Origin of the sequence: Halapricum hydrolyticum, assembly GCF_025517535.1 — an archaeon.
Lineage (GTDB): Archaea > Halobacteriota > Halobacteria > Halobacteriales > Haloarculaceae > Halapricum > Halapricum hydrolyticum.
This window is the reverse complement of the sequence record NZ_JAOPKC010000014.1, coordinates 1-14,608: the sequence shown is the minus strand read 5'-3', so window position 1 is coordinate 14,608 and position 14,608 is coordinate 1. Positions and strand designations below refer to the sequence as shown.

At 63.0% G+C, this 14,608-nt stretch carries 17 protein-coding genes and 1 pseudogene; 6 read left to right on the top strand and 12 right to left on the bottom strand.

Annotation, left to right across the window (positions count from 1 at the left end; all coding sequences use genetic code 11):
• Positions 1 to 227 precede the first annotated feature (227 nt).
• The 3 genes from OB916_RS11655 to OB916_RS11645 all read right to left on the bottom strand — a co-directional run bounded on the left by OB916_RS11655 (position 228) and on the right by OB916_RS11645 (position 3,132).
• Positions 228 to 2,084: a PINc/VapC family ATPase gene (locus OB916_RS11655; protein ID WP_315909474.1), complete on the bottom strand. Its 1,857-nt coding sequence runs from the start codon at positions 2,082 to 2,084 to the stop codon at positions 228 to 230.
• A gap of 78 nt (positions 2,085 to 2,162) precedes the next feature.
• Positions 2,163 to 2,354 carry a hypothetical protein gene (locus OB916_RS11650; protein WP_315909473.1) on the bottom strand — a complete coding sequence of 64 codons (192 nt, stop codon included), beginning with the start codon at positions 2,352 to 2,354 and terminating at the stop codon, positions 2,163 to 2,165.
• Between the two features lie 115 nt (positions 2,355 to 2,469).
• A complete protein-coding gene (locus OB916_RS11645) occupies positions 2,470 to 3,132 on the bottom strand; it encodes an RNA ligase partner protein (protein WP_315909472.1) in 663 nt (220 codons plus the stop codon).
• A gap of 73 nt (positions 3,133 to 3,205) precedes the next feature.
• Here OB916_RS11645 and OB916_RS11640 point away from each other — a divergent pair, with 73 nt between their 5' ends.
• On the top strand, positions 3,206 to 4,330 hold the full coding sequence (locus OB916_RS11640) for an RNA ligase (RefSeq protein WP_315909471.1): 1,125 nt from the start codon (positions 3,206 to 3,208) through the stop codon (positions 4,328 to 4,330).
• Positions 4,331 to 4,358: 28 nt separating this feature from the next.
• Here OB916_RS11640 and OB916_RS11635 read toward each other — a convergent pair whose 3' ends face one another.
• Positions 4,359 to 4,646 carry an amphi-Trp domain-containing protein gene (locus OB916_RS11635; protein ID WP_315909470.1) on the bottom strand — a complete coding sequence of 96 codons (288 nt, stop codon included), beginning with the start codon at positions 4,644 to 4,646 and terminating at the stop codon, positions 4,359 to 4,361.
• Between the two features lie 136 nt (positions 4,647 to 4,782).
• Here OB916_RS11635 and OB916_RS11630 point away from each other — a divergent pair, with 136 nt between their 5' ends.
• The gene (locus OB916_RS11630) at positions 4,783 to 6,009 is read left to right on the top strand and encodes an FAD-dependent oxidoreductase (protein ID WP_315909469.1); all 1,227 of its coding nucleotides are present in this window, start codon (positions 4,783 to 4,785) and stop codon (positions 6,007 to 6,009) included.
• A gap of 2 nt (positions 6,010 to 6,011) precedes the next feature.
• Here OB916_RS11630 and OB916_RS11625 read toward each other — a convergent pair whose 3' ends face one another.
• A complete protein-coding gene (locus OB916_RS11625; RefSeq protein WP_315909468.1) occupies positions 6,012 to 6,461 on the bottom strand; it encodes a DUF5799 family protein in 450 nt (149 codons plus the stop codon).
• A gap of 25 nt (positions 6,462 to 6,486) precedes the next feature.
• On the opposite strand from OB916_RS11625, the gene OB916_RS11620 reads away from it, so the two are divergent.
• Positions 6,487 to 7,455 carry an NAD(P)-dependent oxidoreductase gene (locus OB916_RS11620; protein ID WP_315909467.1) on the top strand — a complete coding sequence of 323 codons (969 nt, stop codon included), beginning with the start codon at positions 6,487 to 6,489 and terminating at the stop codon, positions 7,453 to 7,455.
• A 49-nt stretch (positions 7,456 to 7,504) separates the two neighbouring features.
• Here the strand turns inward: OB916_RS11620 and OB916_RS11615 are convergent, their stop codons facing one another.
• Positions 7,505 to 8,563: a hypothetical protein gene (locus OB916_RS11615; RefSeq protein WP_315909466.1), complete on the bottom strand. Its 1,059-nt coding sequence runs from the start codon at positions 8,561 to 8,563 to the stop codon at positions 7,505 to 7,507.
• A 129-nt stretch (positions 8,564 to 8,692) separates the two neighbouring features.
• Positions 8,693 to 9,049: pseudogene (locus OB916_RS11610) on the bottom strand (IS6 family transposase); the annotation flags it as partial.
• A 96-nt stretch (positions 9,050 to 9,145) separates the two neighbouring features.
• Between OB916_RS11610 and OB916_RS11605 the strand changes: the two are divergent.
• The gene (locus OB916_RS11605; protein ID WP_315909464.1) at positions 9,146 to 9,406 is read left to right on the top strand and encodes an antitoxin VapB family protein; all 261 of its coding nucleotides are present in this window, start codon (positions 9,146 to 9,148) and stop codon (positions 9,404 to 9,406) included.
• Positions 9,403 to 9,795, top strand: coding sequence for a type II toxin-antitoxin system VapC family toxin (locus OB916_RS11600; protein ID WP_315909463.1), 393 nt, complete (start codon positions 9,403 to 9,405; stop codon positions 9,793 to 9,795). The genes OB916_RS11605 and OB916_RS11600 overlap by 4 nt, the downstream gene beginning before the upstream one ends.
• 21 nt (positions 9,796 to 9,816) lie before the next feature.
• Here the strand turns inward: OB916_RS11600 and OB916_RS11595 are convergent, their stop codons facing one another.
• Both OB916_RS11595 and OB916_RS11590 read right to left on the bottom strand, forming a co-directional pair.
• Entirely contained in the window at positions 9,817 to 10,122 is a 306-nt protein-coding gene (locus OB916_RS11595) for a chorismate mutase (protein ID WP_315909462.1), read from the bottom strand.
• Positions 10,080 to 10,940, bottom strand: a complete 861-nt coding sequence (locus tag OB916_RS11590; RefSeq protein WP_315909461.1) for a shikimate kinase — start codon at positions 10,938 to 10,940, stop codon at positions 10,080 to 10,082. The genes OB916_RS11595 and OB916_RS11590 overlap by 43 nt, the downstream gene beginning before the upstream one ends.
• A gap of 94 nt (positions 10,941 to 11,034) precedes the next feature.
• Here OB916_RS11590 and OB916_RS11585 point away from each other — a divergent pair, with 94 nt between their 5' ends.
• A complete protein-coding gene (locus tag OB916_RS11585; RefSeq protein ID WP_315909460.1) occupies positions 11,035 to 11,472 on the top strand; it encodes a DUF5796 family protein in 438 nt (145 codons plus the stop codon).
• Between the two features lie 107 nt (positions 11,473 to 11,579).
• On the opposite strand, the gene OB916_RS11580 is transcribed toward OB916_RS11585, so the two are convergent.
• The 3 genes from OB916_RS11580 to OB916_RS11570 are packed head-to-tail and all read right to left on the bottom strand — an operon-like array spanning position 11,580 to position 14,412.
• Complete coding sequence (locus tag OB916_RS11580) at positions 11,580 to 13,004, bottom strand: PAS domain S-box protein (RefSeq protein WP_315909459.1); 1,425 nt, start codon at positions 13,002 to 13,004, stop codon at positions 11,580 to 11,582.
• 17 nt (positions 13,005 to 13,021) lie between these two features.
• Entirely contained in the window at positions 13,022 to 13,465 is a 444-nt protein-coding gene (locus tag OB916_RS11575; protein ID WP_315909458.1) for a chemotaxis protein CheW, read from the bottom strand.
• A gap of 2 nt (positions 13,466 to 13,467) precedes the next feature.
• Positions 13,468 to 14,412, bottom strand: coding sequence for a methyl-accepting chemotaxis protein (locus tag OB916_RS11570; RefSeq protein ID WP_315909457.1), 945 nt, complete (start codon positions 14,410 to 14,412; stop codon positions 13,468 to 13,470).
• Positions 14,413 to 14,608 lie beyond the last annotated feature (196 nt).

Below are 14,608 nucleotides of genomic sequence, written 5' to 3'. Positions count from 1 at the left end.
GGACTCACCTCCTGTGTCCGGAGTGTGTCCCGGACGTCCGCGTCGTTCGATCGCAGCTCTGGACTCCCATTACGCGGGAGACTCGTCTACTGGCGTTAAGACCTTTGGGAGCAGTTCTCAATTGTGGTAATCGGGTGGCTGGGGCCGTCTCCCGGCACTATAGGAATCTCGACGACGAGCGAAACGATCGTCCGGCATAGCTGGAGGCTCCCGAACGATCGTCCAGCCTACGACGGGACGACAGTGATCCGTTTGCCCCGGTCGATCGCCTGTTCTAGCTCTTCGGCGATCGCGCTCCCGCGAGACACCTGGATCTCGCCGCCGCGAGAGACCGTTGCTGTGAAGAGGTACTCGCCGTCGGCCTGGACTTCCACGGTGTCGCCCGTGTACTCGTGGGCCGGAACGAGCACGTGGCGAGAGGTGACCTCCGGGGTGACGACGTCGCCGGCGGGACCGGCCGATCCGGTGTCACCGCTCTCGCCACTCGATCCGGATTTTCCGCCGGGTCGCTCGTCGAAGGTGCGCACGTCGATGTCGATGCCGAGTCGGTTCTCGATGTCGGAGATCCGGCCGCCGCCTTTGCCGATGACGTGGCTGATATCGTGCTGTTCGACCCAGACGACCGCACGATTTGACCCCTGGAGTTCGACCTCGACGTGGCCGTCGGCGACCGAGCGGATCTCGCGCTGAATCTCCTGGCGTGCGAGCCGGTCGACGCCGCTTTCGTCGCTCTCGCCCTCGTTCAGCGGCACCGTCACGACCTGGCGGTTGAACGTGTAGATCTCGTACTCGGGACGGCCGGTCTCGAAGTCCTGAATGGTGATGACCGGCCGGGCGAGATCCTCTTCCATCAGCCCCTCCGGCACTTTGACCTCCGTCTGCACGTCGTAGACCTTCGCGATCTCGCCGGCTTCGATGTAGACGACCGTGTCGACGATCTGGGGGATCATCCCGAGTTCGACCCGTCCGACGAGTCGCTGGAGCGCGTCGATCGCGCGGGTCGCGTGGACGACGCCGATCATCCCGACGCCGGCCAGCCGCATGTCCGCAAAGACCTCGAAGTCGTCGGTCTTGCGAACCTCGTCGTAGATGGTGTAGTCCGGTCGGACCATCAAAAGCGAGTCGGCGGTCTTGGCCATCTCCCCGCCCAGTGCCGTGTATTGGGTGATGTCCGCGCCGACCTGCAGGTCCCGGGGTTTTTCCATGGTCTTGACCGCGTAGTCGTTGTCGTTGAGGAACTCCGCGACTGCCTGGGCGAACGTGGACTTGCCGGCCCCCGGCGAACCGGAGATGAGGACGCCACGCTGCCGCTCGGCGAGGCGATCCCGGAGTTCGTCGGCGTACTCGTAGTCGTCCAGGTCGGTCTTGACGATCGGACGGACCGCGGTGATCTCCAGGGCGTCCGAGAAGGGGGGTCGGGCGATGGCGATCCGGTACTCGCGGAACTGGACGATGCTCATCCCGGGCTCGTCCAGTTCGAGGAACCCGTCGGGGCTGGCCCGGGCACCCTCCTCGATCTCGTGAGCGTACTCTTTCAGTTCGGATTCGGTGGCCGGTTCGTCGCGGATCCGCTGGTAGTGCATGTCGCCGATATCGCCGCGCTTGGCCTTCGGGGCGACGCCAACCTTGAGGTGGACCGACATCGTCGACTCGTCGAAGAAGTTCTCGATCGTGAGCCGCTGGACGTCCCGACCGTGGGGTTCGAGATACATGACCGCAAGTCCCTTCGCTCGTGCGACCTCGCTCTGGACGACGTCGCTGGTCAGAAGCGTCGCGTCGCGCTCGGCGGCGATATCGCGGATCAGCGCGTCGATCTCTCCTTCGCCGGCCTCGCGTTTCTCCACTGCGTCCGGGCGGCGACCGACGTACTCGACAGTGATGTCGCCCGCGTCGTGGAGGTCGGCGAGTTTCTGCAATTCCTCGAGGCCGTCCCAGCCCTGCTGGCGGCTGTCGTTGGCCTGCGCTTCGAGTTCGCCGACGACCGCCTCGGGGACGACAATCGTCGCCCCTGCGAGGTCGCCGTCGGCGATCTGCTCGGACACGCGGCCGTCGATGACCACGCTCGTGTCCGGTACTACGTCCATGCCTGATCTGGGCGACCGAGACTGATAAACACGATGACTCCCCCTCCCCTCGCGGATCCCGCGACCGTTCGCTGGCTCCTACTTCCCGTACTGGCGCTTGCAGCGGTTCTCGAACGCCCGGATCCGTTCGAACTCCCGTGGACTGCCGACTGTCGTGGCGTCGAGGACTTCTCTGCTCCCGTCGGCGTAGACGCCGACGCTCTCGATGTAGACGCCCATCGCCCCGTTGGTCTGCTCGAACTCGATGGCCTCGATGTCGCTGTTGGTCATCGTGTGAGACTGCCGGGCCGGGATACAAATACGCTCCCCTGATACGGACTTCGACAGCCTAGGGTCTGTATACCTCTATAAGGGCCCCCTGTTACCGTCGCACATGTGCCGCGCGTTACTCCTCGACGCCCGTGGCCCGCAAGTACTCCTCCAGCAGCGTCGGGAACTGCCCGCCCCGGACGTACCGGAGGCCGAACCGATCGGCCCACGCGATGATGCCCCGGTCCTCGGTGACGACGCCGGCGTCGAGTTCCTTCGCGAGCACGAGCAGATCGAAGTCCTCCCGGGAGTCGAGCACGCCCTGGCGCAGCGCCTGGCGGTACTTGTCCCGGAGGTTCGAGAGCACGCGATCGGCCTCGGTCATGTACTCCTCGCCCGAACCCAGCTTGTCGGGATCGAGTTGCTCGACTTCCCGAAGTGCTTCTTCGGAGACCCTGAGCCCTCGATCGACCCGATCGCTCATCTCGTCGACGAACTGGTAGACGATATCGGCGGGGATGTCCACGCCGTAGCGATCGGGGCTTTTCCGGACGACCCAGGTCTCCAGCCGCTCGAAGACCTCCTCGCTCACGTCGCGCTCGCGGAGCATCGTCACGAGTTCGTCGTGGATCGAGGGCGGCATGTGACAGGAGATGTTGAGTTGCAGCCTGGCCGTCGCGATGAGATCGAGGAGCCTGAGAACGGCGTCTTCCAGCGACTCCTCGGGCTCGCGGATCGCTTCGGTGATGAAAAGCGACGTGTCGAGCACGAACTGCTGTCGCGGCAGTTCCGGGGGCATATCCGGGCATTGTACGTCGAAACCTATAGAACCACCCCCGTTGCTTTTGTCCGAATCAAGTGTAGTGGTAGCTATGGACAGGGACGTCTGGCACGAGCGACTCGAGACGAGCGCCGACAGCCCGTCGGAACTGTTCGAGCACCTCCAGACCCGCACCGACCAGGGGCTGGAGTATTACTACCTGCCCGACGCCCGCCACGGTCTCGAACGCGGGACGGTCCTCGTCGAGACGACCGGCGCTGTCGTCCGGGGCTACCCGAGTGTCCCGCGCGTGCTCGTGCTCGATCCCGGCGTCCGGAACTACTTCGAGGGCGACCGCATCACGATCGAGGAGAAGCTCAACGGATTCAACGTCAGGATCGCGGACGTCGACGGCACGACGGCGTTCACCCGCAGCGGGTACGTCTGCCCGTATACGACCGAACGCGCTCGCGAACTGCTCGATCCGGGCGAGTTCTTCGCCGACCATCCCGAGAAGATGCTCTGTGCGGAACTGGTCGGCCCGGAGAACCCCTACACGGTACACGATTACGACGGTGTCGAGACCAACGCCTTCCGGGTGTTCGACGTCCGCGATCGGAGGACCGGCCGGCCGCTCGCGCCCGAGCGGCGGCGCAAACTGTGCGCCGAGTACGGGTTCGAACAGCCGCAAACCTTCGGCTGGCACGACACCGACGAGGCCGCCGGGGCCGTCCGCGACGCTATCGAAACCCTGGACGCCGAGGGCCGGGAAGGCGTCGTGATGAAATCCGAGGACGGTCAGTCGCTGTTGAAGTACACGACCGAGGCGACCCATCACGCGGAACTGGCGTACGCGTTCTCGCTGCCCTTCGAGTACGGCCGGGACTTCCTGTTCTCGCGGCTCCTCCGGGAAGCGTTTCAGACGGTCGAATTCGAGGAATCACCCGAACGGCGCCGCGAGCGGGCACACGACCTCGGCGAGTCGATCCTCTTGCCGATGGCCGGGGCGATCGAAGCTGTCGCCGACGGCGAGACGGTCGGCGAACGACACACGGTCCGGGGCGATCCCGAGACGGTCAACGCCCTCCTCGAGCACCTCCGGGAGTTTCAGCTGACGATCGACGTCGAGTCGGATCGTCGTCTCGACGGTGAGCGCGTCGTCACGTTCACCAAGGTCTCCGCCTCGACGAACGACCGGATCGAGCACTACCTCGACGGTGGAATCGTCGACGAGTAGGACGGTTCGAGAAGACGGACGTTCGCAATCACTCTATTTCCAGTTCTCCGCTGCCCCCGTCCTCACCCTCGGCACCTTCAGGCCATTCCAGTTCGAACTCGATGCTGAGCTCTTTGGGACCGTCTGTCGGCCCCTCGCGCTCGGCTTTGACCTCGAACGTCGGGCGGGCTGGCGGGCTCATCGTCACGGACTCGCTGCCCGCTTTGAGCGTGATATCGGAACCCTGCTCCAGGTTTTCAGCGACGGTGCGCAGAAACGACGCGATCTCTTCGTTGCTCTGTCGGCTTTCGGACTTGAACAGTACTTCTTCAGGCATACGTGACGGATACGTTCCGTGGCCTGATAACTGTGTATGCGCTGGGGTGACGTCTGAGCGCAGACGATCGCCCGCCGCACACCGGCCAATATCCCCGTCAGCGGCAAGCACATGTGGCCGTAGCCGAATGAAAGGTATGCGAACGACAACAGTTCTCGTGATCGGTGGCGGTGCGACCGGCACTGGTATCGCCCGTGACCTCGCGCTCAGGGGCGTGGACGCGACGCTGGTCGAACGCGGCGGCCTCGGGAGCGGTACCTCGGGACGCTCGCACGGGCTACTACACAGCGGCGCACGCTACGCGGAGTCAGATCGGGTCGGAGCCGAAGAGTGCATCGAAGAGAGTCGGATCCTCAAAACCATCGCGGGCGAGTGCATCCGCGATACCGGCGGCCTGTTCGTCCAGCTGACCGGGGACGATCCCGAGTACTTCGAGGAGAAGCGCAGCGCCTGCGAGGCCGTGGGGATCCCGACAGAGACACTCGACGACGAGGCCGTCCGCGACCGTGTCCCGGAGATCGCGGCGGACGTCGAGCGGGCAATGGAAGTGCCCGACGCCGTGATCTACCCCTCGCGGCTGGTCGCCGCGAACGCGGCCGACGCCCGCGATCACGGGGCGACGATCCACACCCACGCGCCGGTGGAGGCGATCGCGGCCGACGACGGCCGTGTCCAGCACGTCACCGTCGGCGGGAGCGTCGACGAGCGAATCGAGGCCGAGTACGTCGTCAACGCGACGGGAGCCTGGGCCGAGCAACTCGCCGAGATGGCAGATCTCGACGTCAAGATGAAGCCGACGCGAGGCGTGATGCTGTCGGTCGAATACGACGGTCTCGGACCGGTGTTGAACCGCGCCCGCGATCCCGACGACGGTGACATCATCATCCCACACGAGGGTGAAGTGGTCCTGGGGACGACCAGCGTTGAAGTCGACGACCCCGACGAGTACCCGCGTGAAGACTGGGAGATCGAGCGCACGGTCGAGGAGTGTGCGGCGATGTTGCCGCCGGTCGCCGACGCGCCGACGGTTCGCACGTGGTGGGGCGTGCGACCCCTGTACGCGCCCGACGAGGACGAGCGCGGCGGCCGTGGTATCTCGCGGGGCTTCTTCCGACTCGATCATGCCGACGACGGCGTCGAGAACGCCGTCAGCGTCGTCGGCGGGAAGCTGACCACCTATCGACAGATGGCCGAATCGACGGCCGACCTCGTCTGCGAGCGACTCGGCGTCGATGCCGAGTCCGAGACGGCCGACCGGCGGCTGCCGGGCGCTGACGATCCCGACCGGCTTGACGAGTTCGTCGCGACGTTCGATGCTCAGGGAGAGACCGACGCGGGCGTCGTCGGCCGCAACCAGGAGTGACGCTACGACTCCTGTGCAGCCTGCTCGCGGATCGACTGCCAGCGATCTCGCTTTTCCAGGCGTTCCTGGAGCTTTTCGGCGTATTCTTCTGCGAGCGACTCGGCCTCGCGCTGTCGCTTCCCGCCGCCAGAGCCGCCGCCACCCGGGAGCACGCTCGCGAGTTTGCTCAGCAGCCCGCCGCCACCGCCCCCGCCACCGGCGGCCCCGCCCATGGCTCCACCGCTCTGTTCCATCTGCTTGATCTGCGGCATGACGCTCGATAGTTTGCTCGTATCCGCGATCAGTCGTGCCGCATCCGGATCGGCCGGGTTTTCGACGTCGAACTCGACCGCCGTCATCACCAGCCCCCACTGCTGGCGCGTGAACGACGACGACTGGACGCGATCTTCGAACTGTCGGTCGACGCGCATCCGCTCGGCTGCGAGCATATCTCGCCAGCTATTGTCGCTCATAATAGACTGTTCGTCCCCTGCCCCGATGAACGTTTCCCGACCCGGAAGATCTCACGTGGTCCGATCCGGAAAGGACTTACAAAATCGCCATGAAACGTACCTACGTATGCAAACGATAGGATTCATCGGACTGGGCGCGATGGGGGCGCCGATGGCGTGGAACCTTGACGAGGCCGGCTACGACTTGCTCGTCTACAACCGCAGTGACGGGCCCACGGAGCCGTTCGCCGAGGCCGGCATCGACGTCGCGGACTCGCCCCGGGACGTCGGGCAGCGGTCCGACGTCGTGGTCACGATAGTCACCGACGACGAGGCACTGGCGGCCGTGATGGACGGCGAAACGGGACTGCTCGCCGGTCTCGGTTCGGGAACGACCGTCATCCAGATGAGTACGGTCACGCCCGAAGCCACCGAAGCGGCGGCACAGACCGTCCGCGCACAGAACGCCCGGTTCGTCGACGCGCCGGTCTCGGGCACGGTCGGCCCGGCGGAGGAAGGAACGCTGACGGTCCTCGCTGGCGGTGACGACGCGGTCGTCGACAACGTCGAGGAGATCCTGGCCGCGATGGGCGAGCCGATCGTCCGCTGTGGCGACGCCGGCGACGGCGCTCGCATGAAACTGTTCGTCAATCTCCTGCTGGGAGACATGATGGGCGCGTACGCGGAGGCACTGACGTTCGGAGCCGCACAGGGGCTCGATCTCGACGCCATGCAACAGGTCGTCGAGGCCGGCGCGGTGGACTCGCCGCTATTCGAGATCAAGGGCGATCTGATCGCCGAACGCGACTTCGAGCCGCGGTTCCCGGTCGACCTGCAGTTCAAGGATCTCCGGTACGCCAACGAAGTCGGCAACGAGATCGGCGTGCAGTTGCCCCAGACGGCCGCCGCACGCGAGTCGTTCAGCGCCGCCAGTGCGATGGGTCACGGCGACGAGGACATGACGGCCGTCCTCAAGTACCTCGAATCGATTGCCGGCGTGACCGTCGGACAGTAGCGCAGAGATCTATCCGGAGCGACACGGACGCTCCGGGCCGTGCGATCGTTCAGCTAGGCCGTTTGTTTCTTTCCAGAGCCGTTCGATCGCCTTCGATCGCGGCTGCGATCCACGACTGGTCGTTACCAGTCTGTCGCTCGACGAGTTCGACGAACCGCTCGACGGTCACGGGCTCGTCCCCGGCGTTCATCGTCCGGAACACGTCCACCAGCGTGTGCTCGCCGCCGGTCTCGGCCCGGAGCTCGGCGTCGATAGCCGCCAGTAGCCGGGCGCCGGCGTGATAGTTGCCGCCCGTCCCTTCCCAGGTCGTCCGGTTCGCGAGGACGACGCTCTCATACTTGGGGCGCGCCGAGAGCGAGTCCCGGAGGTCTGCCTCCGACACACCCTCGTACTGCTCGTACATGAACCGACAGCTCAGATAGCGGGCGCTGGCTTCTCGGAACCATTCCATACCATCAGCAGTACGGAAGTCCTGGCGGGCGTGGACGTACTCGTGAATCCAGACGCTGTGCGCGTCGCCGTCCCAGAACGCCTCGATAGTGACGTACCCGCGATCGTCGTGGTACATGAGACCCTCGTTCGGCAGTGCGTCGGGAACGGACACGAGAACGACGCGCTCGTCGCTTTCGGGGGACAACGAATACGGCCCGGCGAACGCCTCGACGAACCCGGCTTTGCGGGCTGGATCGACGTCCCGTCCCGCCGGCACGACGACTGTCAGCGTCGACCCGTCGATCGGGACTGTCGCCGTCTCGACCGCGCCGACCAGCGCCCACTCGCCGAAGCCGACCACGCCGTGGCCCGGTTCGCCGTCGACGGCCCGCAACGCCGAGGGCAGCGACGAACGATTGACGATCGCCCAGTCGTGTCCGGCGTTCGAGAGCGCGGGATCGACGCCGGGCACGGCGAACTGGTCGGACGCGCCGGTTGCGTCGACGTACGTGACCGTGACAGTGCCGTTGCCCGAGACCGACTCGACGGACGGTCCAGGGTCGTCGACGTCGGGACCGAGCGCTCCCAGCGTGACAGCCCCGCCAGTGAGCAATACTGCGAGCACGACGACGGCGAGCACGGCAGGCGTTCGGAATCCCGGCAACTGGTCGAGCATATCCGTCTCTCTTTCGGCTTCGTGCCCCAAGACAATAACTCTCGGCGGCATAGGGACCCGGGGCCACTTCCGAACGACGCGCTCGAGTCCGTCAGCGGTTCTCGCGCTGTTCGACCTTGTTCAGGTCTATTTCGTCGCTGTCGGAAACAGACTGACGTGGAGGATTTCGCTCATGTACGGATCGACTGCACCGTACAGCCAGTATTCTTGACCATGCAGGCGGATCATCTTCTCGTCAACCGCAAGTTGATCCGCAGTGACTGTCGAAACCGGCTGTAGATCGGCCTTGTGAACCCACTTATGGATCGCCACGTGACTCCGCTGGACTCCCAACTCATCGAGAAACTGACTGGCACCCCGCGATGACATACCCGCCAAATGATATCGGATGCCCACTTGAATCGCCCACTTGGGAGTCCGCCAGCGCTCCACAAACGACATATCTATCCACGTGATAGCATCGCTGAGGCGTTCGGTATCGAGCATGGACACGCAGAGATCGAACGCCTCATTCTCTAACTTAACGCGACTATAGGCTTCGCACTAGTATTTTTAAGTATGCATGTAGTACTGTGTACTACGATGGCGACGAAAACGATTTCACTCGACGAGGAAGCCTACGAGCGGCTGAAAGCCCGAAAAATGGAGGGAGAAAGCTTCAGTGAAACCGTCAAGCGCCTTGCAGGAGAACGGTCGTGGAACGAGGTCACAGGAATTCTTTCCGAGGACGAGGCGGCAGACCTCGAGGCCGCTATCGAGGAAGGACGAACGAAGTCCAGAGAACGGAGTGATCGTCTCACAGCAGCGTTAAACGAAGCCGTAGACGACGAGACGTCGGAATGATTCAGGACACATCGTTCATTATCGACTTACTTCGGGGCGACGAAGACGCAAAACGACTTCTCAATATCGTCGAAAAAGAAGCGCGACCACAGAAACTGTCCTCCGTGACGGTTTTGGAACTCTACGAGGGCGTCGCTCGGTCTCAAACGCCGGAGACGAAGCGAGAGCGAATTCTTGAGATACTGGAAACGAAGCACGTCGTGAGTGCCGACCACACCGTGATGCGAAAAGCCGGAAAACTCTCCGGTAAGCTAATCAATGGCGGCGAACGGATTGAGCGAGAAGATTGTATTATCGCTGCGACTGCGCTTCTCAACGACGAACCAGTTGTCACGAGAAACACCAAGCACTTCGGACGTATCGACGGCCTCGAAGTACGGACGTACTAGGGCGATGACTGCGTGAGGTGTTTACCTGTTTTCACGCTGCTCGACCTTGTTCAACTCAATCAGCAGCCGGAAAACGGCTTTCACCAGGTTCGCGTCCACGTCAAACTGTTCGGCGTTCTCGCCGGCGCGATCCATCACCGCCTGCTCCTGTTGCTCGTCGGTCGTCGGCAGCCCCTGCTCGTCTTTGACCTGTGCGATCGTGTCCGCGACGTAGGTGCGCTGGGCGATCTTCTCGACGATCTCGCGGTCGATCGTCTCGATCTCCTCGCGCAACTCCGCGAGGCTCATCTCGTCCGGGTCCCTGCTGTCTGTGTCGTCGTTAGCCATGTTGATCCGTCCCGTTGGTCCCACATCTCTCGTACGTCCTCTAATGCCTCCCGGTCGCCGACCGCGACGACGCTTGGGCCGGTCCCGGACAACGAGACCCCCTCGACCAGCGGCATGGCCTCGACCATCGGGTCCGCCGAAAAATCCAGCGCCGCGGAGAAGGCGAGCCCGTTGACCGTCATCGCCCGGCCGTAGGCACCCTCGCGAGCGAGATCGAACGCCAGGTCGGCCATCGGAGCGATCTGCTTGCACCGCTCGACGTCCGCGTCGGCGCTGAACGACCGCTCGTCGGGCGTCCAGACGAGCACGTCCCAGTCTACTGTCTCGCGAGCGAGCAGTTCGTCGGTCGTGTTGTCGGTGACAGTGACGCCGCCGAGCATCGACGCCGACGCGTCGTCGAACGCACCAGTGACGGTGACGCCGACGTCTCGCGCGGCCATCACGCCCAGTCGGGCGGCGTCCTCACGCGTCATTTTCCCTGTCGCGTCGAGCGCGTCCAGTGTGGCCATGACGGCCGCGTTGGCCGCTGCCGAGGAAGATTTCAGCCCGGAGGCCATCGGCACGTCGCTCTCGGTCTCGACGTGTGCGCCCGAGACCCCCGGCTCGCCGTGTGCGTCGAGGACGTACTCGACGCAGGTTTCGATCAATCGCGTGTCGGCATCGGGGTCCTCGGCGACCTCGCCGGTGATCCCCTCGGCGTCTTCGAACAGTTCCACTGTCGCGGTCGTGTAGGCGTCGATGGCGAACGCCGAGCCCTTGCCGGTGGCGAGCGCGTTCAGCACCGTCCCGGCGGCCGGTGCCCGTGCCTGTCCCTGCATGGTCGTGGGTGGGGTCGAACCGGATATATGGGTGGTGGTTCGCCGCCGGACTCGCGAGCGCGGCCCTTTTGACCGACGGAATCGAACCGGACGTATGAACCGCGCCAGCGAGGTCTCTCCATCGACGCTCCCGGTCGAACTCACCGAGGGCGGCATCGGGATCGAATATCTGGACGGACGCCAGGTGTTCTATCACGGCGTACCCTCGAAGACGGCCGAGAGCCACCGCACGACGCCACAGATGGACGTCCACGTTCTCGTCACTGATCAGGACGGAACCGAAGGAATACTCGTCTATCTGAACGATCGCAAGACCGACGGCGAGATCCTCGAAGACAGCGGCGTCGGTCGTGTCCTGCTTGCCGACGGCGAGTCGACGAGCGTGTTCCCTGGTGTGACTGTCTCCCGGGATGGGTTCGCCTTTGAGATCGACGTCGACATCGATACCGTCGACGGGCGGGTGTTCGTCTTCGAGGAATCGGAAATGGCCGAGCGGCGCTACGAGATCGTCCCCGCAGAAAAACAGCAATAGACAGACAGTCATACTCGGTTGCTCGACTGAATGGGAGCGGACAATGGAACGGTACGGTAGCGTATCGCGCCAGTGGCAGTCCCGGAAATAGCATTGGAGACCGGCTGCTACCGCTTCAGACGTGGCAAGGTCACTCGGAGCGTCGTTTCAGGGGTTGGGTCACCCACCAGCTGGATGTCACCGCCGATCTCAATGAGCGTGAGGCAAATCTTCCCAATATCGAGACCCAGGCCGTGGCTCAGCTTCGTCTCCGTCCCGTTGCTGAGCAGTTCTCGGTGCCTGTTCGAGAGCAGCGGTGTATCACCCTGGATCGTCAGCTCTAGGTCCGTGGCCCGAAGTCGGAGCGTTACGTCGATGGCCGGCTGCGCCATGTACGCGGTGATGTGTGTGAGTAACTGCTCTACTGCGGAGTGGGCGGGCTTCGGGATCGAGATCGTCTCACTTGTCGCCGGCATATTGATCGACGCATCCGCAGCGTCTGCGAGGAGCGACTCGACTGTGGTGCGAAGCGCCCGGAGTTCAAGCGGGTCGGTCTCGACCGCTGGCTCGTCACTGAGAAGACGTGACTGAGCGACTTGGGTGCTCAATTCCGCAAGATCGTCGGTTGCAGTCACGATCTGCTCGGCCGCTTTCCGTCTGGTTTCTGGTTCGAGATCGGCTTCGTTCACGAGTGCCGATGCGTGTCCCTGAATGACTGTCAGCTTGTTCCGCAGATCGTGCCGAAAGACACGGTAAAGAACCTCGAGTCCCTGGCGATACCGTTTCCGGTCTGTGATATCGACGGCAGCACTGACGATCCCCGTGATTCCGCTGTCGTCGCACAGGGGCCGCGCGTATAGTTTCACATGCAGACTGGAGCCGTCTTTCGTATGCTGGATGGTCTCATACCCATCCAGAATGTCGCCGTCGAGAATCCGATCAAGCAGGTCGGCGAGGTGTGACGTGTCAGCGAATAGTGGATACGGTTCGCCAACGACTTCTGCGGAGTTGTAGCCGAACGTCTCCTCAGCAGCCCGATTCCACGACTGGACGTGTCCCTCCGTGTCTAAGACGGTTATCGGCACCGGGGCGGTGTCCAGTAGGGTTTCGAGCCGCGCCATCGTCTCCTGTAACTGTTGGTGGCGCTCGATGCGGGAGCTGACGTCACGGAAGACGCCGAGGACAAACGTCTGGTTCTGGTGCTGGATGCGTCGGAAGGTGACCTCGACCGGGACGCGTTCGCCTGTCCGAGTCTCGATGGAGAGTGGGCTCTCGTCTCGAGGGCGTTCGATCTGTTCGCTGTCCAATGAGCGTCTAAAGGCCATTTCGTAGGCCGATCGCTCTTCATCGGGGTAGAGGACGCGTCGATCGAGACTGACGAGTGTAGCCGGCTGACATTCGAACAAATCCCCGGCTGTATCGTTGACCGCGACGATCTCGTCCGTAGTGGTGTCGACGACAATAACTGCGTCCGGGATACTTTCGAGAACGGTCGTCAGTGAGAGTTCCGGAACCGAATGCAACCCGTCACTGGACCGCTTCTGCTCGGGCATAGTGTTTACTTTCCTCCCTACGCGGTGAACTCGTGGGGATCTAGCCAGAGAGTGAAGCCGTCATCGTCTTTGATCAGTCCTCGCAGTAGGTCCGAATCCCCAACACTCTCGGCATCCAGTACCTCGTCCGAAACTTCTGTCACTTCGTCTACATCCGAGACGAGCCAGCCGGTTTCCGTTTCTGTCTCGAGTGTCTCTGAGTCGAGGACGATAATACGGGATTGCGTCTGGCCGCCGTCTGTGAGCAGTGCCTCGGCATCGACGTTCAGGAGGTCTGCAGGGTTGATAATCGTCGTCGTTTCTCCCCTGAGGTCAGTAATCCCTTCGACGTGCGGAGCAGTCTCCGGGAGCGATCGGATCTGCTCTCCATCGACGATTTCCGCCACGCAGTCGATCGGGACACAGTAATCCTCGTCCCCGAGCGTGAACGTAAGGACCTGCGTCTTGTTGGCCTCACTCATCGTCAGTCACCTGCCGCAACTTCAGTCTCCCACTCGTCGCTGAATGTCTCGACGAGTTCGGCGATTTCGGTCACTTTGGCGGTCTGTTCCTGGTTGGCGGCGGCGAGTTCGTCGATTTCGTCGGCCATCATGCGGGCGCGGTCGTTCGCGTCGTCGGTCATCGCCGCGATCTCTTCGGTACTGGACGCCTGTTCGTCGGTCGCGTCGGCGACTTCTTCGATCCCGTCGTTGATTTCTCCAACGGCTTCACTGATCTCGTTTAGACTGTCGAGAGCAGTATTGACCTTGCCGAGACCGTCGTCGATTCGCTCGTTCGCGCGGTCGATGCTGTCGACTGTTTCGCTGGTGTTCGATTTGATCTGATTGGCCATCTCCTCGATGTCGACAGCCTGGTCCTGGGTTTCTTCGGCTAGCGCTTTGATCTCATCGGCGACGACCGCGAATCCATCGCCGCCGTTTTCGGCGCGTGCGGCCTCAATATTCGCGTTGAGTGCCAACAAGTTCGTCTGATCCGCGATGTCCTGGATCACGGTCACGATGTCGTCTATTTCGTCGACACGGTCCCGAAGCGTCGAAATGTCTTCGGAAACCTCCCCCGCGGCCTCATCAACGGCATCCATCGCGTCGATGGCGTCATTGGCTGCCCGCTGGCTTTCCTCGGAGAGCTCACGAGCTTTCCGGCTCTCGGTACGGACTTGATCCGCACTCGAGGCGATCTCTTCGATCGTGGCACTGAGATTCGACGCCTCGTCGGCAACCGTCGCCATGTTCTCGGCCTGCTCGGCGGCGACGCCGTTGATTTCGTCGGTACTATCCGCGATCTGCCCGGCTGCAGAGGCGAGTTCCTGGGTCGAAGCCTGGAGGTCCTCGAGCCGGCTCCGCTCGATGACGACAGTTTCAGAATCGGCCTGTGCTGGCTGACTCGACTGCTGGGCTTCCGATGACATGCGATTCCAACACGCAAATACGGTCGTATAAAATCATCTCCCAGATTGGCGCGGATGAATATCGAGTGAGAATTACAAACACGAATTTTAATACATGACTCAGCTTTGCACGTTGAAGTAGGAGCGTGACGTAGGCGGTAGCAAGGACAGATGATGCCGATTACGGACTTTCTGTCGTGCACGCGCGTGTTCGACA